This window comes from Escherichia sp. E4736, from assembly GCF_005781225.1.
In the GTDB taxonomy this organism is placed as follows: Bacteria; Pseudomonadota; Gammaproteobacteria; order Enterobacterales; family Enterobacteriaceae; genus Escherichia.
The window spans coordinates 175,822-196,378 of the sequence record NZ_VATT01000018.1; the positions used below are offsets into that span (position 1 = coordinate 175,822).

Annotated in this window: 21 protein-coding genes, 1 tRNA gene and 1 pseudogene; 7 read left to right on the forward strand and 16 right to left on the reverse strand. The window is 48.0% G+C overall.

Translation table 11 applies throughout. The features are described from left to right. The first annotated feature begins 63 nt into the window (after positions 1-63). Positions 64-1,449, forward strand: a complete 1,386-nt coding sequence (gene cysS, locus FEK46_RS14445; RefSeq protein WP_000912345.1) for a cysteine--tRNA ligase — start codon at positions 64-66, stop codon at positions 1,447-1,449. A gap of 35 nt (positions 1,450-1,484) precedes the next feature. Here cysS and FEK46_RS14450 read toward each other — a convergent pair whose 3' ends face one another. The 4 genes from FEK46_RS14450 to FEK46_RS14465 all read right to left on the reverse strand — a co-directional run bounded on the left by FEK46_RS14450 (position 1,485) and on the right by FEK46_RS14465 (position 3,508). Beyond that, positions 1,485-2,006: a metal-dependent hydrolase gene (locus FEK46_RS14450; protein WP_131161007.1), complete on the reverse strand. Its 522-nt coding sequence runs from the start codon at positions 2,004-2,006 to the stop codon at positions 1,485-1,487. 107 nt (positions 2,007-2,113) lie between these two features. Continuing rightward, positions 2,114-2,326, reverse strand: coding sequence for a ribosome-associated protein YbcJ (ybcJ, locus tag FEK46_RS14455; protein WP_000190288.1), 213 nt, complete (start codon positions 2,324-2,326; stop codon positions 2,114-2,116). A gap of 1 nt (position 2,327) precedes the next feature. Continuing rightward, positions 2,328-3,194: a bifunctional methylenetetrahydrofolate dehydrogenase/methenyltetrahydrofolate cyclohydrolase FolD gene (folD, locus tag FEK46_RS14460; protein ID WP_135559977.1), complete on the reverse strand. Its 867-nt coding sequence runs from the start codon at positions 3,192-3,194 to the stop codon at positions 2,328-2,330. A 71-nt stretch (positions 3,195-3,265) separates the two neighbouring features. Further along, a complete protein-coding gene (locus FEK46_RS14465) occupies positions 3,266-3,508 on the reverse strand; it encodes a hypothetical protein (RefSeq protein ID WP_130206377.1) in 243 nt (80 codons plus the stop codon). A 57-nt stretch (positions 3,509-3,565) separates the two neighbouring features. Here FEK46_RS14465 and FEK46_RS14470 point away from each other — a divergent pair. Continuing rightward, positions 3,566-3,642: transfer RNA gene (locus FEK46_RS14470), tRNA-Arg, on the forward strand. Positions 3,643-3,684: 42 nt separating this feature from the next. Here FEK46_RS14470 and FEK46_RS14475 read toward each other — a convergent pair. Beyond that, positions 3,685-3,828: pseudogene (locus FEK46_RS14475) on the reverse strand (integrase); the annotation flags it as partial. A gap of 93 nt (positions 3,829-3,921) precedes the next feature. Here FEK46_RS14475 and emrE point away from each other — a divergent pair. Beyond that, positions 3,922-4,254, forward strand: coding sequence for a multidrug efflux SMR transporter EmrE (gene emrE, locus FEK46_RS14480; RefSeq protein ID WP_001070440.1), 333 nt, complete (start codon positions 3,922-3,924; stop codon positions 4,252-4,254). 103 nt (positions 4,255-4,357) lie between these two features. Here the strand turns inward: emrE and FEK46_RS14485 are convergent, their stop codons facing one another. The 4 genes from FEK46_RS14485 to nrfB all read right to left on the reverse strand — a co-directional run bounded on the left by FEK46_RS14485 (position 4,358) and on the right by nrfB (position 11,350). Then, a complete protein-coding gene (locus FEK46_RS14485) occupies positions 4,358-5,035 on the reverse strand; it encodes a hypothetical protein (protein WP_131161008.1) in 678 nt (225 codons plus the stop codon). A 227-nt stretch (positions 5,036-5,262) separates the two neighbouring features. Beyond that, positions 5,263-6,153, reverse strand: coding sequence for a DUF4434 family protein (locus FEK46_RS14490; protein ID WP_131161009.1), 891 nt, complete (start codon positions 6,151-6,153; stop codon positions 5,263-5,265). Continuing rightward, positions 6,154-9,126 carry a bacteriophage adsorption protein NfrA gene (gene nfrA, locus FEK46_RS14495; RefSeq protein ID WP_135559976.1) on the reverse strand — a complete coding sequence of 991 codons (2,973 nt, stop codon included), beginning with the start codon at positions 9,124-9,126 and terminating at the stop codon, positions 6,154-6,156. After that, entirely contained in the window at positions 9,113-11,350 is a 2,238-nt protein-coding gene (gene nrfB, locus FEK46_RS14500; RefSeq protein ID WP_130206385.1) for a cyclic di-3',5'-guanylate-activated glycosyltransferase NrfB, read from the reverse strand. Before nrfB ends, nfrA begins: the two co-directional genes overlap by 14 nt. 541 nt (positions 11,351-11,891) lie before the next feature. On the opposite strand from nrfB, the gene FEK46_RS23405 reads away from it, so the two are divergent. Further along, on the forward strand, positions 11,892-12,062 hold the full coding sequence (locus tag FEK46_RS23405) for a hypothetical protein (protein ID WP_165488979.1): 171 nt from the start codon (positions 11,892-11,894) through the stop codon (positions 12,060-12,062). 219 nt (positions 12,063-12,281) lie between these two features. Here FEK46_RS23405 and FEK46_RS14510 read toward each other — a convergent pair whose 3' ends face one another. The 7 genes from FEK46_RS14510 to cusR form a co-directional block, all read right to left on the reverse strand. Continuing rightward, positions 12,282-12,710, reverse strand: a complete 429-nt coding sequence (locus tag FEK46_RS14510) for a hypothetical protein (RefSeq protein ID WP_135559975.1) — start codon at positions 12,708-12,710, stop codon at positions 12,282-12,284. Positions 12,711-12,737: 27 nt separating this feature from the next. Beyond that, the gene (locus tag FEK46_RS14515; RefSeq protein ID WP_135559974.1) at positions 12,738-13,184 is read right to left on the reverse strand and encodes a hypothetical protein; all 447 of its coding nucleotides are present in this window, start codon (positions 13,182-13,184) and stop codon (positions 12,738-12,740) included. Positions 13,185-13,211: 27 nt separating this feature from the next. After that, positions 13,212-13,757 carry a hypothetical protein gene (locus tag FEK46_RS23720; protein ID WP_240731121.1) on the reverse strand — a complete coding sequence of 182 codons (546 nt, stop codon included), beginning with the start codon at positions 13,755-13,757 and terminating at the stop codon, positions 13,212-13,214. 94 nt (positions 13,758-13,851) lie between these two features. After that, the gene (locus FEK46_RS23725; RefSeq protein WP_240731122.1) at positions 13,852-14,307 is read right to left on the reverse strand and encodes a hypothetical protein; all 456 of its coding nucleotides are present in this window, start codon (positions 14,305-14,307) and stop codon (positions 13,852-13,854) included. 153 nt (positions 14,308-14,460) lie between these two features. Next, a complete protein-coding gene (locus FEK46_RS14530; RefSeq protein ID WP_135559973.1) occupies positions 14,461-14,937 on the reverse strand; it encodes a hypothetical protein in 477 nt (158 codons plus the stop codon). 228 nt (positions 14,938-15,165) lie between these two features. Continuing rightward, entirely contained in the window at positions 15,166-16,614 is a 1,449-nt protein-coding gene (gene cusS / locus FEK46_RS14535) for a Cu(+)/Ag(+) sensor histidine kinase CusS (RefSeq protein WP_135559972.1), read from the reverse strand. Further along, positions 16,604-17,287: a copper response regulator transcription factor CusR gene (gene cusR, locus FEK46_RS14540; RefSeq protein ID WP_000770953.1), complete on the reverse strand. Its 684-nt coding sequence runs from the start codon at positions 17,285-17,287 to the stop codon at positions 16,604-16,606. The genes cusS and cusR overlap by 11 nt, the downstream gene beginning before the upstream one ends. A 156-nt stretch (positions 17,288-17,443) precedes the next feature. Between cusR and cusC the strand changes: the two genes are divergently transcribed. The 3 genes from cusC to cusB all read left to right on the forward strand — a co-directional run bounded on the left by cusC (position 17,444) and on the right by cusB (position 20,546). Continuing rightward, positions 17,444-18,817 carry a Cu(+)/Ag(+) efflux RND transporter outer membrane channel CusC gene (gene cusC, locus FEK46_RS14545; protein WP_135559971.1) on the forward strand — a complete coding sequence of 458 codons (1,374 nt, stop codon included), beginning with the start codon at positions 17,444-17,446 and terminating at the stop codon, positions 18,815-18,817. A gap of 157 nt (positions 18,818-18,974) precedes the next feature. Beyond that, positions 18,975-19,307, forward strand: a complete 333-nt coding sequence (gene cusF / locus FEK46_RS14550; RefSeq protein ID WP_000709870.1) for a Cu(+)/Ag(+) efflux RND transporter periplasmic metallochaperone CusF — start codon at positions 18,975-18,977, stop codon at positions 19,305-19,307. A 15-nt stretch (positions 19,308-19,322) separates the two neighbouring features. Beyond that, positions 19,323-20,546, forward strand: coding sequence for a Cu(+)/Ag(+) efflux RND transporter periplasmic adaptor subunit CusB (gene cusB / locus FEK46_RS14555; protein WP_135559970.1), 1,224 nt, complete (start codon positions 19,323-19,325; stop codon positions 20,544-20,546). The last annotated feature ends 11 nt before the right edge of the window (positions 20,547-20,557 follow it).

A 20,557-nucleotide genomic window follows, 5' to 3' on the forward strand; every position in this document is an offset into this window, starting at 1 on the left:
GCGCGGGAAATATGGGTATTATACGCAACTCAATTACCCACACATGTCTAAACGGAATCTTCGATGCTAAAAATCTTCAATACTCTGACACGCCAAAAAGAGGAATTTAAGCCTATTCACGCCGGGGAAGTCGGCATGTACGTGTGTGGAATCACCGTTTACGATCTCTGTCATATCGGTCACGGGCGTACCTTTGTTGCCTTTGACGTGGTTGCGCGTTACCTGCGTTTCCTCGGCTATAAGTTGAAGTATGTGCGTAACATTACCGATATCGACGACAAAATCATCAAGCGCGCCAATGAAAATGGCGAAAGCTTTGTGGCGCTGGTGGATCGCATGATCGCCGAAATGCACAAAGATTTTGATGCTTTGAACATTCTGCGCCCGGATATGGAGCCGCGCGCGACGCACCATATCGCAGAAATTATTGAACTCACTGAACAACTGATCGCCAAAGGTCACGCTTATGTGGCTGACAACGGCGACGTGATGTTCGACGTCCCGACCGATCCGACTTATGGCGTGCTGTCACGTCAGGATCTCGACCAGCTGCAGGCAGGCGCGCGCGTTGACGTGGTCGACGACAAACGCAACCCGATGGACTTCGTTCTGTGGAAGATGTCGAAAGAGGGCGAACCGAGCTGGCCGTCTCCGTGGGGCGCGGGCCGTCCTGGCTGGCACATTGAATGTTCGGCAATGAACTGCAAGCAGCTGGGTAACCACTTTGATATCCACGGCGGCGGTTCTGACCTGATGTTCCCGCACCACGAAAACGAAATCGCTCAGTCCACCTGTGCCCATGATGGGCAGTATGTGAACTACTGGATGCACTCCGGGATGGTGATGGTTGACCGCGAGAAGATGTCCAAATCGCTGGGTAACTTCTTTACCGTGCGCGATGTGCTGAAATACTACGACGCGGAAACCGTGCGTTACTTCCTGATGTCGGGCCACTATCGCAGCCAGCTGAACTACAGCGAAGAGAACCTGAAGCAGGCGCGTGCGGCGCTGGAGCGTCTCTACACTGCGCTGCGCGGTACAGACAAAACCGTTGCTCCTGCTGGTGGCGAAGCGTTTGAAGCGCGCTTTATTGAAGCGATGGACGATGATTTCAACACCCCGGAAGCCTATTCCGTGCTGTTTGATATGGCGCGTGAAGTGAACCGTCTGAAAGCAGAAGATATGGCAGCGGCGAACGCAATGGCATCTCACCTGCGTAAACTTTCCGCTGTATTGGGCCTGCTGGAGCAAGAACCGGAAGCGTTCCTGCAAAGCGGTGCGCAGGCAGACGACAGCGAAGTGGCTGAGATTGAAGCGTTAATTCAACAGCGTCTGGATGCCCGTAAAGCGAAAGACTGGGCGGCGGCAGATGCGGCGCGTGACCGTCTGAATGAGATGGGGATCGTGCTGGAAGATGGCCCGCAAGGGACCACCTGGCGTCGTAAGTAATTGCGCTATTGCCGGATGCGAGTTCTCGCATCCGGTTATCGCCTGCGCCACCACAACATTCCCATCAGCACCATCCCCGGCAACCACACCCACATCAATTCAGAAATTATCACCTGATGTCCGTACGGCGTGGTGTAACGAGACAACGCAAACGGCGCGACTTGAATCACCTGCCAGGGAGCGAAAAAGCGTTCATCTGACCACGGCCACAGCCAGCCAACGCCCTTACCGCCAGTGGTTACCGAATCCAGCAAGCTGTGCGATAGCAATGAGACGGTTAAAAACAGCCAGCAGCGAATCAGCCCAGCCCTGAACCATCGACGTCCAATCAGCACACATAACAGCGGGACAACAAACGCAAACACCAGCGAATGGGTAAACCCGCGATGACCAAAAACATTGCCGTAAGCAACGCCAAATTTAAACGACAATACATCGGCATCGGGCAGCATCGCCAGGACGATTCCGGCAAATAACAGACGCGGAGGGATGACTTTCGAACCCAACCCTAAACCAATGCATAGGGGAACGGCTGCGTGCGTAATAACGGTTGGCATGATGGTCGCTTCGGCAAAATGTCGATGCTATCAGCATGGATGAACGGGGCGTAGAGGGCAAAAGTCTGAAAAGAGAACCGGCCTGTTGATACAGGCCGGGAAAGGGATCAGGCAACAACCTGTACGCTGTGACCTGCAAAACTCACTGTCTGACCGGCGACGATTTTGCAGCGTTTGCGCGTTTCAACCGCACCGTCGACTTTCACCTGGCCTTCGGCAATCGCGATTTTCGCCTGCGCGCCGCTTTCGCTCCAGCCTTCCAGTTTCAGCAAGTCGCACAGTTCAACGTGCGGATGTTTACCTAAAGAAAATGTCGCCATGTTACTCACCCTGTGGATCATGATATTCAACGCACGCCTGTAGCGTGTTTTCAATCAGCGTGGCAACCGTCATCGGGCCAACGCCGCCGGGGACAGGCGTAATCCAGGAGGCGCGTTTAGCCGCGTCTTCAAACACTACGTCGCCCACAACTTTGCCATTTTCCAGACGGTTGATGCCGACATCAATCACAATTGCGCCTTCTTTGATCCAGTCACCTGGAATAAAGCCCGGCTTACCGACGGCAACGATCAACAGATCGGCGTTTTCTACATGATGACGCAGATTTTTAGTGAAGCGGTGAGTCACGGTGGTGGTGCAACCTGCCAGCAGCAGTTCCATGCTCATCGGGCGACCAACGATATTCGATGCGCCAATCACCACGGCGTTGAGGCCGAAAGTATCAATGTTGTAACGCTCAAGCAGCGTGACGATACCGCGCGGAGTGCAGGGACGTAGACGCGGCGCGCGCTGGCACAGACGACCGACGTTGTAAGGATGGAAACCGTCCACGTCTTTGTCCGGGTGAATACGTTCCAGCACTTTGACGTTATCAATACCTGCCGGTAATGGCAGTTGTACCAGAATGCCATCGATGGTGTTGTCGGCATTCAGTACATCGATAAGCTCCAGCAGCTCTGCTTCGCTGGTGGTTTCCGGAAGGTCGTATGAGCGGGAGATGAATCCCACCTCTTCGCAAGCTTTGCGTTTGCTTGCGACATAAATTTGCGATGCAGGGTTGCTACCCACCAGCACAACGGCCAGTCCCGGCGCCCGCAGTCCGGCTGCAATACGCGCCTGAACTTTTTGAGCAATCTCAGAGCGCACCTGCTGCGCAATCGTTTTACCATCTATAATCTTTGCTGCCATCAGAGAGAGGATTCCATCTGTTACGTAGGTCGAAGGGGATGCGCCTATTTTGTCAGAAGCGAGGCGCGCTGTCAGGTTTCGTTTTCTGGACTATCTGTAATCCGCTGTTTTTTTGGCAACAGAGAGTTGCTGGTTTGATAGTTACCCGGCTCATATAAACGCACAATTTTTCGTAACGTAAGAAAATTGTACTCTTTATCAATGAAAACAGGTTTACCTGTCCCAGACTGAGGGCGGATATGTGTTTCCTTGCTCTCATGGTGAGATAAATAGACACCGCCGTACACTTGTTCAGCAACCGGTTCAAAAGCCATTGACTCAGCAAGGGTTGACCGTATAATTCACGCGATTACAGCATCTCGCGGTGTAATGCGCCCTTAGCTCAGTTGGATAGAGCAACGACCTTCTAAGTCGTGGGCCGCAGGTTCGAATCCTGCAGGGCGCGCCATTACAATTCAATCAGTTACGCCTTCTTTATTTCCCCATAATTTCAGAAATGGAACATCTTTGGGACATCATCACCAAAAATGTCGTCAGTTTTCCTCGCGTGCTCCGTCAAATGATTAGGCGCAAGGTGAGCATATCTACGCACTATTTCTATGGATTTCCATCCGCCCATTTCCTGAAGCACTGATGAAGAACGTCAATGAATGCACCAGCAGAAACCAGTGAGTTAAGTTCAAACTGTAGTACAATTCTCTTCGGTATTAACAGGAAAGAATAGGCTATGAACCCTTATATTTATCTTGGTGGTGCAATACTTGCAGAGGTCATTGGTACAACCTTAATGAAGTTTTCAGAGGGGTTTACACGGTTATGGCCCTCTGTTGGTACAATTATTTGTTACTGTGCATCATTCTGGTTATTAGCTCAGACGCTGGCTTATATTCCTACAGGGATTGCTTATGCTATCTGGTCAGGAGTCGGTATCGTCCTGATTAGTTTACTTTCCTGGGGATTTTTCGGCCAACGGTTGGATCTGCCAGCCATTATAGGCATGATGTTGATTTGTGCCGGAGTGTTGGTGATTAACTTATTGTCACGAAGCGCACCACATTAAAAATAGTTTCGTTCGAGTTTAATAAAATGCATCAGCCCGTATGTTTATATGGGCTGCTTTTTTACGCTGCAATAATTCAAGTGATAGTGGACAAAAAGCACAATCAGTCGATGGGTTCACTGTAGGATGCAACTGCCTGAGCAGTGAACCCCCCGCTCAATTCCTGTCTGACCCCATCATTTTTCAGCCAATAATAAGTATTATTTTCTTTATTAAAAGCGTAAATTCTACAAATACCTGCATACTCACTATTTGTGTTCCATCCACTATTAGCTACATTGCCCCATTCCTGGAAAAGTCCTGCGTTAACTTCTCGCTTGATAATATGTCCTGAATTATGATCATTATAATCGTAACTGTCGATATCCTGCGCTTCAGGAAATTCTCCGTTCATGTTTTCAATCCACGGTAAAATATTTTTAACTGATTTATAATTTTCAATGCTGTATTTGAAAAAACGCTTCACGAGAAAAGTATAAGCGCCGGCGGATTTATTCGTTATTTTATCAGTGGCAAAAATAGCAAAAATCTTCCAAACGCACCTTTCATCTACATTCGGAAAAGTCACTGTGCCATCCTGACTAACCGCCAGAGCATTATTGCCTGCATCAGTGCTACAGCTCCATATTACCTTGTCATTATTAACGGGGTCATTATCAATGACCATCTTGAAGGTGGCGCCTGGGAACAGGCTATTAGGAAAATTGTAACCACCCTTCATATCATTTTTAATATCATAGATATGGTTATCAACTAAAACACCTGTAATTTTACTCATCATTGACTCTCTTTGTGTATTAGATAAAAGTATATTTCCGTGTAAAGGAATATACTAATGCAACTGATGAGTAATTGTTCTTATTTAAAGATTATATGGTGGCATGAATATGATTATATAATGCCTCTGAGTAGTGGCTACACCGATTATTTGTGTCCAATTAATATTTACAGGATTCTGACCAGGAAAGTGAAAAGGAAAGGAGCAAGCAAAGTTGCTCCCTTAAATCATTAATACTCGAGAATGCCGTGCGCGACAGGCAAATAGCGCAGGGAGAAATAGAGCGTGTCTTTGCCGCAGGAGGAACGTTTCGCTAACAGCGAAGCAATTTCTGCATCCGGTTTTGGTTTTGCTTCAAAGGTTTTACCTTTACCGGCGACAAACAGTTCATAAACAACGCCGCTGGCGGGGGAGAAAGTTTGGCAATCGGCACTGGCCTGCAGATAACGCTCACGCTGTTCGGCAGTAAGTTTATCGACGCCGCTACCATCCTGAACCCAGACGTGGATACCAGTAGATTTCACTTGTTCAAGCATTTGCCGATAGCCATCGGGCGACATGTTTCCGGCGAAAAAGCTACTGATATAAACCGGTTTCGCCGAAACATCACTGATCAGCCGTTGTGAGTTGTTTAACCACTTCAGCAATGGCTGGCGAGCGGCTTCGCTGCGCCAGTTCAGGTCGTCAATTTCTGCGCTGATATACCAGCCATCCGGCGTAACGCCGGGTGCGGCGCTCCATAATCTGGCCTGCTGGAGATCGGCGACCAGCAGGCGATTAAGATAGCTCTCCAGCGCCGCGGACGACTGCTTCTGATGCAGAAAAAATTCCGGATCGGCATGCAAACCAACAATCAGCTTCAGGCCAGCTTGTTGCGCAGCTGCGGCACGCTTAAACAATAATGCCCGCTGTTCTGGCTGGGTGAACGCATCGCCGTAACGGGTCCATTGCAGAATCAGGGTGTCGAATCCTTGCAAATGCAACTGACTCATCAACCCACGCCACTGGGCGTCGGTGACCTGACTATCGCGGTTTTGTGGCTGCCAGATAATACCTTTCATCGCAAAGGAAAAAGGACTGACCAACAAAAGTGTCAGCAATACGAAAATTAACTTACGCATTTACCAGTGCACTCCAATGGTGAGAAACGCGTTGTTGCGCTCCCCTGTACGTTGATTAATCGCCTTAAAGGTATGTTGATATTCGACGCCGAGACTGACTTTGTGCGGCCAGGCGTCGTAGTGCGTCTCGCCGGTCCAGATGTTCCAGCGAACGCCGACGCCGCCCACCTGCGCGCCCTGAGTACCTTTATCCCGATAGCCGTTACCTTGTACGTGAGCGTAAGGTTCAATAGTCTGCCCGTTCGCTACCTTCTGGTGCCAGCTAACTCGATAATCTGCCGTCCACGCCTGAATATCCTGACGAAAATATTGCGCCGCATCGAGATACAGGTTTTGCGCAAACCAGCCAGAACCGTTCGGGTGCCACTCATCGCTGTATTTTCCGCCGTTAAAGAACGAGGCGCTGGCACGCAGCATGGTGTCGGAGGCGCCATTTTGCCCGTTTAGTGGGAACTGCTGTTCAACGGCGAGGAAAAAGATCTGATCGCGCAGCGGCTTCCAGCGCAATCCGGTGCCTGACATCGGATTTTTCACCGGCATCATCACTCCGTTTTCTCCGGTATCGGCAAAGACGCGGCTATAAACCGAGAGCAGGTCGCCTTCCAGCAGCATATTGCGCCCGATGCGGTACTCCGCTTCCAGCTGCCCGTAACTGCGATAGCTTTTACCTGGCGCCGAACCGCCGACATTATTGCTTGCCGAGCTTATTGCCCCTGAGCGTAACCCGATAGAGGAATCAAAATTAAAACTCCAGCGGCGACCGGTATCCTCATGCAAACGACGGAAATTAAAGCGTTGTTGATTTTGTTCCGGCGTTAGCGGTGTAATCAGCGCCTGATTATCAATGTCATCAATCACCTGCCGTGCGTAGTGCTGCGTCGCAGGCATATCATCCAGACGTTGATTCACGTAGGCCAGTTGTCGGATCAGTGCCGGATCGTCCGGTAGTCCTTTATGCGCCTGTTCCAGCATCTCCCGCGACTGCGCGATATCACCACTATCCCACAGGGCGTAGCCGAGCGCCGCCTGGGTGTTGCTGTTATTGGGCTCCAGTTCAAGCGCGGCGCGCAGATCGCTCACTGCCGCTGAGACATTATGACGTTGCCGATAAATCGTTGCCCGCGCGACGTAAGCATTGGCAGAAGGCGCAATGTTAATTGAGCGAGTGAGATCGTTCAGTGCGAGTTCTGGCTGAGCTGGGATATAACGTTGCGCATGCAGCCACCAGTATTGGGCATTGTTTCCCAGCCCGCGTTGTTCTGCCTGTTGAAGCCAGCGATCGCGAGCCGCGCCATTTCCCGCCGCCTGAGCGGTATTGGCGGCGGCGAGCAGATCCTCATTGCTCATTTCGTGAAGTCTGATTTTCTCCCAGGCCGCCAGGGCGGTGCTGTAATCTTCCACCTGGTAAGCCTGATAAGCCACGGCGCGATGTTGCCAGGCGTTCGGTTGCCTTTTTTCCGCCTGAAGCCATGCATATAACGCCACGCCGGGAAGTGTTTCCCGATAACACTTCGCCAGGCGGTTCCAGGCGGCAGCATCGTAAGAAGGTGACATATCCCCAAGCAAACTAACGATTGCCGGGCAATTATCCGCAATACCCGGTAACTGGCTTTGCCACTGACGTTGCGCCGCCAGCGGCAAGGGTTTCGATAAAATCGCCACTTTTGCAGGCGTCGCCAGGTAAGGATGACTTTCCAGCAGAGAAGCCAGCCGTGTCATTAAAGTCTGGCTGACACGCGCATCGCCCTGGAAGGGATAGCGTTGCAATAATAAATCGGCAGCTTCGCGTGACTGCCCGGCCTGCATCAGTTGCCAGGTGAGTTGATCCAGTCGGGTAAGATTTGCCGGTTCTCGCTGATACAACAATCGTGCCAGACGCAGCGCTTCTGCTTTATTATGGGTCGCCACGCTGATGGTATAACGCTCTTCAAGCATTTCATCGGCGGGGAGGGTAGCGAGCAGTCTTTGCGCCGCGTCGTACTGACCTTCTTTTAACAGCACCGGTAGCGTTGCGCCAACAACATACTGGCGGTTATCGGCAAACTGTACCTGATGATTCGCCAATGCCTGCACGGGATTGGCGCTGTATTTCGATAACAGATAGAGCCAGCTTTTCTCTTGTGCGTCCGTGGTAAACAGCGGCGTGTTTTCAGCGAGATAACGCTGGAGACGTGCTTTTTCGCCACGATAAGCCAGCGCGGTCGCGTAAGTAATGTATGACTGTGGATCGGTGAAGATCCCCACTGATTGCAGAGCAAGGATCCGATCGTCCAGTTCTCCGGCAAGAAGAACGTCAAACCACTGACGGCGCTCTGCCGCGTTTAATGTATTCTGCTGGCGTGCTTCATTGTATAGCGTATCTGCCTGCGACCATTGTTTCAGGTAGATTGCCCGTTGCAGTAGATCGGTTCGCAGCGTTTTTCCTTCCGGCGATGCGGCAAACGTTGCATCGTTCAGTTGCGCTCTGGCGACAGGCAACTGCGCCAGCCGCAGCGCATTCTGCCCGACTTCACTGCGACAACGCAGGGTCGGTGCAGCATCGCACGCTTTTTGCTGGGCGAGCAACTCTTCAACAGTAGTGACGCTTTTCACTTCCACTGGAATTGCCGCCAGATTTCGCTCAAGCCGGGCATCCCCTGGGTGACGTTTCAGTTGATCCTCAAGCAATAATCGCGCGCGGTCATCATGACCAAAATGGCGATAAGCTTCCGCCAGATATAACGTCAACGGAATATTATCCGGCACCTGCTGGTGTATATACTCAAATTCGCGGATGGCGGTTGCTTCGTCGTTATTTTTCTGTGCCTTCAGCGCCTTATCGAGACGGGGATAAATAACAAAATGGCGATAGTCGCTCAGCCCCAGCTCTTTTGCGCTGGTGCCGATATTGTCTGCGAGTGCGCTGGTACTCAATAAAGACGTCAGCAGTAAACCAGACCATCCGATGACGCGATTAAGGTTATTCTCCTTCATTTTCGGACTCCAGTTGCGCAACCTGTTCTGTGTTTAAACCTGCTTTAAGTAATAATGATTGCATCGAAACTTGTAATTCGCGTTGAATTGACAGTACGCGATCCAACGTTTCCTGGCTGATAACGCCTTCGGTGACCAAAAACTTGCCGAGCGGCAGAGAACTGCGTTCATGGCGCAATAACAACACGTTAATGGCTGAACGATTAATATGACCGAGCGTGGTCAGTATTTCGGCGAACAGGAATTGATGCGGCACATATTGCCGCCAGATTTCACCGGCCTGCTGTTCCGTGAGCCACTGATGCTGAACCGCATTGTACAACATTGCCCGTGGATCGTGGCCGCGCCGACGTGCATACCAGTGACGTAATCCAGTGACAATTTGTCCACGCAGAACAATGACGTAACGTACTTTCCGTCCGACCTTACGCGCCAGCGCCGCCAGAGAAACCGGGTCAATACCGTCTTCACTACCGACAATTAACTCATCATTTTCCAGACGCAGCGGCAGCACCGCATAATGTAGCGCCACGGAGGCCGGCATTTCGGCAATCAGCGAAGAAGGGATCTGCCAGGCATCGATGGATTCCCACGCCACGCCGTTTTGTTCAGCCAGCGCTTGCGCCAGTTGTTCGGCGCTGATCAATCCTTGCATTAGCATCGAACCGCCGAGACGTAAACCTTCGACACGATTACGCAGTGCTGTATCGAGTTGCTCTTCGGTGATGACCTGATTTTCCAGCAGAATTTGACCTAATGGGCGCAACGAACGGGTATCGCCAGTCACGCTGGGGAAATCGTGCGTCGTTTTATCCCACGCCACGCGACGCGGATCGCCGTGCTGAAGAACCTGTTTCAGCGCGCGCCAGTTAGCCATAAAGTTAATCAGGTTGCCCCAGAACAGACGCAGGATGGAAAGCAGGCCCTGTGTCAAACCGTAGTAGCCGGTGACAAAAATCACCCGCTGCACAATGCGGTTAACCATCAAGCCAAAGTTTAGCCACAGCAGGGTCATAAACCATGCACTGCCGCTGAAGATAGAAAGGAAATGCCAGGCATCAGGCCACAAGCTTTCATACGCCAGCAACAGCAAAAGCTGGATCATTACCAGCATCGCGAGGAAGCTGACAAAGTTACTGATTGCCCCTTTGCGGTCGCGCCAGAGAAAGTAGTTCAGCGTCAGGCTGGAGGTCCATTTGTGAGTTTTAAAACCCTGGAAAACAATGCCGATGATCCAGCGAGACTTTTGCCGAACCGCAGTCGAAAAGGTATCGGGGAAATATTCGCGCACGCAGATCATGTTTGATGTCCGCGCGTGCTGTAAAAATTTACGCTGCTCGCGTTCTTTGGCTTCGTCCACCACCGGAAAACGGACAAAAATTTCCGTCATACCTTTCTCTTTCAGGCGGAAACCAATGTCGTAATCTTCAGTAAGACTCTGCACGTCGAAAGCGATACCGTCACCGTCGGCTAACAGCGCGGTCACGGCGCGGCGGCTGAAGCAGGTACCGACGCCTGCGCTAGGCACCTGTCCGGCGAGAGCTTCACGCACCGGAACATCTTTGCCATGCAGTTCTGAAAACTCATCGATATAGGTCATGCTGGTGAAGTGCGTCCATTCGCGTTCGAACGGATACACCGGGATCTGAATCAGATCTTTACGCTCGACCAGATAGTTGAATAGACGCAATTCCATTGGCGAAATCACGTCTTCAGCATCATGCAGGATAAAACCAGCAAAGGCGAAATTGGCGCTACGTTCAAACTGGGTAATGGCATCCAGCACATTGTTCAGACAGTCTGCTTTACTGGTGGGGCCAGGACGCGCGCAGACCACCTTGTGCACGTTCGGGAAGCGAGCGCACACTTCGTCAACATCACGCTGAGTGTCAGGGTCGTTGGGGTAAGTGCCAACAAAGATATGATAGTTTTCGTAGTCGAGCGTGGTCGCTGCCAGCTCGGCCATATTGCCGATGACGCCTGTTTCGTTCCACGCCGGAACCATAATCGCTAATGGTTTTTCATCCGGCTTATACAGTTCGCGGTAACTCATTCGCGGGTAGCGGCGATAAACACTCAACTTGCGCTTAATGCGGCGTACCCAGTAGACGACATCAATGAAAAAATCGTCCAGCCCGCTGATGAACATTATGACCGCTAACGTTATCGCGATTACTTTTAAGCCGTAGAGCCAGGTAGCAAAAACATCAAGAAGCCAGTCCACACAAAAACCTTACATTAACGCTGGTTATGTTTAGGGTGGCGTATATTAAGGTTTTTTATGAATTGTGACAGCTTTTTACCGTTAATAGGTATGACTATTGCGGCACGTTATTTTTACACTGGTTATAAAAGCTGCCGTTTGCGTAGAATGTAGACAAAAGCGTGGTGTCAAGGAGGGGAGGTTAACGTCATAGTGAAGAGGAGCGGTGGCACCGATCAGGTCATCATGTAGTGGAAGTGCCTGGAGGAGGTGAGCAGGGGAGATCATTTTCCCCGTGCTGAACAAAAAGACGGCGTTGCTGTGGGTACAGGAAGGTTAACTTCATTTCTCTTTCGACTATTAAAGTTTAATATTCAACCAGGAAATAAAGAACATTAAAATAACAAAGGAAAAAATAATCAAAGAGACATTCCTGAAAAATTCGTGCTCATAAAAAAGATAAAAAACGTACAAAATTGCGCACGCAACTTTCAGGACGTTTTTATGTTTAGAATTTTCTTTATCTTTAAAATTACATAAAAATATAAAGAAATATGAAAGCATGGCTGAAAACATCATTGATAAAGCGCGATATGGCAATCCTGAATTAAAGGTTTCGACTCCTAATAATATTATCGATAGCGTTGCAATTATAATTGCCACTTTTTTACTAGATGTGAAGGTGACGACAAAAAATATCAATGATATAAATAAGAAAGAAAAAAATATATAAATATTCGTTGATATATGTACTTTATGAGGAACAGTAAAATAGGTATAAATGATTGTAATTATGATGGAAATTATTCTGTATAGCATGCATGCTAACAGGCCAATCAGTAGTTTGTTTGCAAATTTATAAGGGGATTCGCTATTGGTAGATTGCATGGTTATTATGCTCTTAAGTTGTGTATTTTATTGGAACATTTCCTGGTTGACTAAAACAATGCTTTTAATAGGTGGTGGTGTAAATATCAATGTCATGCTCATTATCACAGACTACTATTACTCTACGAGTTATGTCAAAAAATAACGTTAAATCATAGGTTCCCTGTTCTCTGAAAATACTCTGCACAAATGCGGTGAAATTATTCCCATTTATAACTATTTTTACTTTACCTTCATAGATAAGCCAGCAACGGAAGCATTCAGCTGTACCAGATAATGTCACTATCTGACTGATTAGAAGATTTATATTGACCGGATGAGGTAAAAAAAGTCTGTCGTTGAGGCAATCAATATTATGTGTTTGATGAAACTCTTTTCTCATTAATGACGAGTTATCATATAGCAGGGTTATACTAAACGAGTCAATTCCATCAAGCTTTTGCATAAATTTGTTTGCTTTATAAATAAGCAACTTTGCTTGTGTTTTTGTCATGATGGTGATCTTTTATGCAAGGGGGAATTATTGGAATTCAAATGTTTTATATTCCTCTGTAATCATCTTTAAACTTAACATAGCCATGTCTCGGGTATCTTCATCATCAGATTGTAGAGAAATATTTAATCCTTTAATTAAGGTGTTATCGGGAAAAGCCATTGCTAATAATGTACACCAATATCTGACACTTTTTATTGTCAGAGGATTTTCCAGTATGTTGGCTATATTTGAAGCTACAATGTTTTTATCACACTTGTACAAAAAATATTCGACCAACTGATATACACCGAAGCCATCACCTTCCCCAAACGATTGTAAAAATAACGGTATGGCTTCTTCAGCGTGATTTGCACCAAAATAAAGCCTTACATTGTTATATTTATTGATAAGTTCCTGAGTAATGTCATAATCATTTGGCATAGGTTGGTTTAGAGCAAGGAATGCTAATGCTTCTTTTTTAGTCATATTCATAATGGTTAATATTGCTTGCTGGAAGAATTAAGGTAAAAATGGTTCATAGACAGAATTAAATAGGAAGTCTTGTTTCCAGATAACTTTATCATGAAAAAGAGATTTGGCTTGATGCGTATAAATAATATGAGGATAAATAGTTTCTCCACCATAAATGATGTTCTTTCCCGTTACACCGGAGAATTCATTGGCTATAATCTGTCGTTTAAGCCAGTGAATGACTTTACATAAGCATATTAATTTATCCTCAGAATCAGCAGTATTAATTTCAGTAAGTTGTAAAATCTTTTCCCCATTATACTCAACTAAATGCCCCGGCTTTATTTCAATCCAACCACAATAACGATCAATGCTACTAAACTTTATTCTTCTATTGTTAGGTCTAATGCTGGGCATAAGATAAATTCGATGTGCTACAGCAGGGATTTTTTCTGTTAAGATATCTAATTGCTTAGAGTATTCATCTTGTAGTGCAAACCAAATTGTATGTAATTGATACTTTGAGGCTATAATAGCGAGCCAATCAGACAACTCTTCATTCGTGCAAAAAACATTTATCCTGGCAGTTGCCATTCGTAATCCTTTTTATATAAAGATTTTTATCCGCATCTTATAAACTTGCTTACATCATTGGTTGAAATGATTTTTAATTGTGATTGTATGAACATCACCGAAATAACTTGATATGAATAAAATAGCTAAAGCGAAATGGATGACGTGTTACTAAAAAACCATCCTGAAAAGGAAGCCTGAAAAAACGAGATGACGAAACTTCCACTCTCCATATTTCATCTGAAAAATAACTAAATTCGATATGGTTTTCATATAATCTCATTTCACGTAAGGTTCCGCTACCATAAGGGATCGCAATAGTAACGTGTTCCTGAATATCCTGTTTTATATCTATCAATAGCAATTCAAGAGATTCTTCAAAAGGTACGTCTTCAGTCACAAATAGTAAATAACGCCCATCATCTAATAAAATTGCAGTTTCAAGATAATCTGCAGGAATTGTAATTCCTGTATTTTTACCATGTGTACAGACTTCAGATTTAGAGCCAAAACGAGAGCGATCATCTATTTTTTGAATGAGTGATAGCGATATATAATTAACTTTTTCCATATCTTTTTACTCAAGATAAATGGATGGGATTACGAAAGCATTAAATGAGAAATTCATTATTTTGATTTTTTTGCATGTTATTTTTAATCAATTTTGTAATCATGGGAATAGTTATATTTTTACTCTAAAGAACCACTGGTTATATATTTTTACCTACGGCTCATGTCTAAATATTTCTCGAATTTCAAAAGTTGAATATCCTTCGGTTTCCAATAATTCAATAAGCTCTTCCTTTGTTAGTTGATAAACACTAATAGGAAATGATATGCCAAGTCCTGAAATTGAACTTAGTAGTTCTTTATCTAAAATTTCAAAATTGCATTGATGTGAATAATATACATTGTAAAATAAATCTACACGGTCGACACCGTTCGTGGTAAATGCTATATGATTTTTTAAAATAAAATCGATATACCATTTTTGGTATTCGGTTGAGTTATATTCAATGCCAATACAATCTGGATGTTGAAGTGATAGTGCGCCAAAGTCGTATTGGCGGTGCCGTATTTTATCAACATCGGTCTTTTCGTTTGAATCAATAAATTTGAATGATTCTTTAAGTTGTGGTAATAATTTATGCGGGGAGAAATTATCACCATATAAATCGAGTGTAATACGAATTATTAACAAGAGTTTATCCATTAAAAATAATATAAGTTGTTTTTATAAAAATAATATATTTGGCTGGTGAAGTTATCTGGATAATACATTCATGTTATATCTATTATCCAAAGGCAGTTGCGCTACCGCCATACCCTGATAAAACTCACCATCTGCACGAAACGGATTTTACGCTTTTTCTGTCGACGAAATATAAATTTCTCAATTCAAATAATATCCATTGCGTTATCCGACCAATCACTCCCTCTCCGGCAGCACAATCACAAACCTTGTCCCCCGCGCATCCGACGTTACCGCAACCGTGCCTTTATGCGCGACAACAATCGATTTCACTATCGCCAGGCCAATACCGCTACCTTCGCCTTTTCGCTGACGGGAAGGGTCAACGCGATAGAAACGGTCAAACAATCGTGGTAAGTGCTCGGGCGCAATGGGCGTTCCGGGGTTTTCGACGGAAACTTGCACCTGGTGATCGACCGTCTGGCAGCGCACTACAATTGCCTTTCCGGTTGGCGTATAACGCAGGGCGTTAGAAAGCAGGTTGCTTAACGCCCGACGCAGCATCAGCGGATCGCCCGCAACCTGACACTTGTCGCCAACAAACCGCAACTCCACGCCGCGATCTTCTGCTAACGCCTCAAAAAAATCGAACACTTTGCCGACTTCATCCACCAGGTTGAGCATTTTCTTTTCGGGGATTAACTGGTTGTTATCGGCCTGGGCGAGAAACAGCATATCGCTGACCATTTTCGCCATTCGGGTCAGCTCTTCGAGATTAGAGTAGAGCACATCTTCCAGCTCCTTCTGGCTGCGCGACTGGCTGAGGGCGATTTCCGTTTGCGTAATGAGATTCGTAATTGGTGTGCGAATTTCGTGGGCGATGTCCGCTGAGAAATTGGACTGGCGGGTAAAGACATCCTCAATACGCTCGATCATATGGTTGAACGACAGTACCAACTGTTCCAGCTCAATCGGCACGGTCTGCGGGTCAAGGCGAACGTCGAGATCTTTCGAGGTGATATTCTGGATTTGACGGCTGACGCTGCGGATCGGCGCGTGACCTTTATGTACCGCCAACAGCACGATAAAGACGATCAGGATGCTGATTACCGATGCGGTCATAATAAGTTTATTCATCAAATCATTTATGTAATGAAGATGAAAATCGATCGAAAGCGCGATGTAGAGCGTATAAATCGGTTTGCCGTCCGCCTGCGGGCCAACCGGCAAGCTAATCATCCGCCAGTTGCTGTGTTCCATATGCCCGTGACCGTGGCCCGGCATCATCATCGTCGGGCCGGAAAGGAGAAACACTTCGCCACCTTGGGCATCTGTATCGGGTATTGCGTCACGAGCAAATTCGCGGATATCCGGCGCACCGGGGGAGTGATACACCGTTTTACCGTGGCTATCTGCCAGGGAAATCAACACGTTGGAATAACCACTGACGATATCTTCCAGCGTCATTAAGCGTCGGGCTTGCGTTTCGTCAGGGTGATTAAGTACCCGTTCAAGGGTAGCGCTAATCTCTTTTAAATCATTAATATCCTGCTCGGCAAAATGCACTTTTACCGAGTGGATCATGATCCAGGCAAAGGCGAAAAACGCCGCGATGGTGGCAAGGCTGATAAAAAAGGTCAGGCGGGTTGCCAGTGAAAATGGGCGCTGAAACGGCTTACTGGCCATCCGGCACCTCAAGCATATAGCCTACGCCGCGCACGGTTTGAATCAGCTTTGGTTCAAAGTCGTTGTCGATTTTGCCGCGCAGCCGCTTCACCGCCACATCAATGGCGTTGGTGTCGCTGTCGAAATTCATGTCCCACACCTGCGAGGCGATAAGCGAGCGGGGCAGCACTTCGCCCTGATGACGAAGGAAAAACTCCAGCAGAGTAAACTCTTTACTGGTCAGAGTGATGCGCGTGCCGCTGCGGGTGACTTTGCGGCTGACGAGATCGACCATCAAATCGGCAACCTGAAACTGACTTTCGATAATCACCGCCGCCCCGCGCCGCAGTAGAGTGCGCACCCGCGCCAGCAGTTCAGCAAAAGCGAACGGCTTCACCAGATAGTCATCCGCTCCCAGCTCCAGCCCTTTGACGCGATGTTCAATGGTGCCAAGCGCGGTAAGCAACAGAATCGGCATCCCTTTATTGGCGGAACGCAACATGCGCACGATATCCCAGCCGTTCACGTCCGGCAGCATAATATCGAGGATTATCAGGTCATAATCACCCGTCATCGCCAGATGGTAGCCATTCAGCCCGTTGTCGGCCAAATCGACCACAAAACCGGCTTCGGTTAACCCTTTGGTCAAGTATTCTCCGGTTTTCTTTTCATCTTCGACAATCAACAGTTTCATATTTCCTCCGCATATTGCCCGGGCAATTCTAGAGTAGCGGGATCAGATGGCAATCGCTTATTGGCAAAATGACAATTTTGTCATTTTCCTGTCACCGGAAAATCAGAGCTTGGCGAGTAAAGTTGGCTGCATAAAATCACCAGAAATTATGCGCCTATGTCTCATTGTAAATTCCTGACACTTTGTGTGGCCCTTGCGCTAAGCGGTTGCTCACTGGCACCGGATTATCAGCGTCCGGTAATGCCCGTGCCGCAGCAGTTCTCACTCAGCCAGAACGGCCTGGTTAACGCAGCGGATAACTACCAGAACGCGGGCTGGCGCACCTTTTTTGTTGATAATCAGGTGAAGACGCTGATTAGCGAGGCGCTGGTGAATAACCGGGATTTGCGCATGGCGACGCTGAAAGTGCAGGAAGCGCGGGCGCAATATCGTCTGACTGATGCCGACCGCTACCCACAGCTCAATGGCGAGGGCAGCGGCAGCTGGAGCGGCAATCTTAAAGGCGATTCCGCAACGACGCGGGAGTTCTCGACTGGCCTTAACGCCAGCTTTGACCTCGATTTTTTCGGTCGTTTAAAGAACATGAGTGAAGCCGAGCGACAGAATTATTTAGCCACTGAGGAAGCCCGACGCGCGGTGCATATACTGCTGGTTTCTAATGTCGCGCAAAGCTATTTCAATCAGCAGCTGGCGTATGCGCAATTGCAAATAGCCGAAGAAACGCTGCGTAATTATCAGCAATCATATGCGTTTGTCGAAAAACAATTGTTGACCGGTAGCAGTAATGTTCTGGCGCTGGAACAGGCTCGCGGGGTGATTGAAAGTACCCGCAGCGACATCGCTAAACGTCAGGGTGAACTGGCGCAGGCGAATAATGCATTGCAACTGTTATTGGGAAGCTACGGCAAGCTGCCGCAAGCGCAGACAGTAAACAGCGACAGCCTGCAAAGCGTTCAATTACCGGCGGGATTGTCGTCGCAAATCTTATTGCAGCGCCCGGATATTATGGAAGCTGAACACACGTTAATGGCGGCTAATGCCAATATTGGCGCTGCACGTGCGGCATTTTTCCCGTCTATAAGCCTGACCAGCGGAATATCGACCGCCAACAGCGATCTGTCGTCATTATTTAACGCCAGCAGCGGGATTTGGAATTTTATACCCAAAATTGAGATCCCTATTTTTAATGCCGGACGCAACCAGGCAAATCTGGATATCGCCGAAATTCGCCAACAGCAGTCGGTGGTGAATTATGAACAGAAAATCCAGAATGCTTTTAAAGAAGTGGCAGATGCGCTGGCATTACGTCAAAGCCTGAACGATCAAATCAGCGCCCAGCAGCGTTATCTGGCATCGCTGCAAATTACTTTGCAACGGGCGCGGGCATTATATCAGCACGGCGCAGTAAGCTATCTGGAAGTGCTGGATGCCGAACGTTCTTTATTTGCAACCCGACAAACTTTACTTGACCTGAATTATGCCCGTCAGGTTAACGAAATTTCTTTATATACCGCACTTGGTGGCGGTTGACACCAATATACTCGTCATACTTCAAGTTGCATGTGCTGCGTCTGCATTCGCTCACCCCAGTCACTTACTTATGTAAGCTCCTGGGGATTCACTCGCTTGTCGCCTTCCTGCAACTCGAATTATTTAGAGTATGACTTTTAACTCCAGGAGAGAATAAATGAAAAAAGCACTGCAAGTCGCAATGTTCAGTCTGTTTACCGTTATTGGCTTTAATGCCCAGGCTAACGAACATCATCATGAAACCATGAGCGAAGCACAACCACAGGTTATTAGCGCCACTGGCGTGGTAAAAGGTATTGATCTGGAAAGCAAAAAAATCACCATCCATCACGATCCGATTGCTGCCGTGAACTGGCCGGAGATGACCATGCGCTTTACTATCACCCCGCAGACGAAAATGAGTGAAATTAAAACCGGCGACAAAGTGGCGTTTAATTTTGTCCAGCAGGGCAACCTTTCTTTATTACAGGATATTAAAGTCAGCCAGTAACCCAGGTTTAATGAGATGAAAAAAATCGCGCTTATTATCGGCAGCATGATCACGGGCGGTATTATTTCTGCGGCAGGTTTTACCTGGTTTGCCCAAGCTGAACCGCCCGCAGAAAAAACGTCGACCGCAGAACGTAAAGTCTTATTCTGGTACGACCCGATGTATCCCAATACGCGGTTCGATAAACCAGGTAAATCGCCGTTTATGGATATGGATCTGGTGCCGAAATATGCCGATGAAGAGAGTTCTGCGTCTGGTGTGCGCATTGACCCGACCCAGACGCAAAATCTGGGGGTGAAAACGGCTACCGTCACGCGCGGGCCGCTGACTTTTGCCCAGAGTTTTCCGGCGAATGTCAGTTACAACGAGTATCAGTATGCCATTGTGCAGGCTCGCGCCGCCGGGTTTGTCGACAAGGTGTATCCGCTTACCGTGGGCGATAAAGTGCAAAAGGGCACACCGCTTCTCGACCTGACCATTCCCGACTGGGTGGAAGCGCAGAGTGAGTATTTACTGCTGCGCGAAACCGGCGGTACGGCGACCCAGACTGAAGGCATTCTTGAGCGGCTGAGACTGGCGGGAATGCCGGAGGCGGATATTCGCCGCCTGATTGCCACGCAAAAAATCCAGACTCGCTTTACGCTCAAAGCGCCCATTGATGGCGTGATCACCGCGTTTGATCTGCGCGCGGGTATGAATATTGCCAAAGATAACGTGGTCGCGAAAATTCAGGGTATGGACCCGGTATGGGTCACTGCTGCGATCCCGGAATCCATCGCCTGGCTGGTGAAAGATGCCTCGCAGTTTACGCTCACCGTTCCGGCGCGACCGGATAAAACACTCACTATCCGCAAATGGACGCTGCTACCCGGCGTGGATGCTGCGACCCGCACGCTGCAGCTACGTCTGGAAGTCGACAACGCCGACGAGGCGCTAAAACCGGGCATGAACGCCTGGTTGCAACTCAACACTGCCAGCGAACCGATGCTGCTCATTCCGTCACAGGCGCTGATAGATACCGGCAGCGAACAGCGGGTGATTACTGTTGATGCCGACGGGCGCTTTGTACCGAAACGCGTTGCTGTTTTCCAGGCATCGGAAGGCGTCACCGCGTTACGCTCTGGTCTGGCTGAAGGTGAAAAGGTGGTTTCCAGCGGCCTGTTCCTGATTGATTCTGAAGCCAATATTTCTGGCGCTCTGGAGCGGATGCGCTCTGAAAGTGCTACCCATGCGCATTGAGGGAATAACCA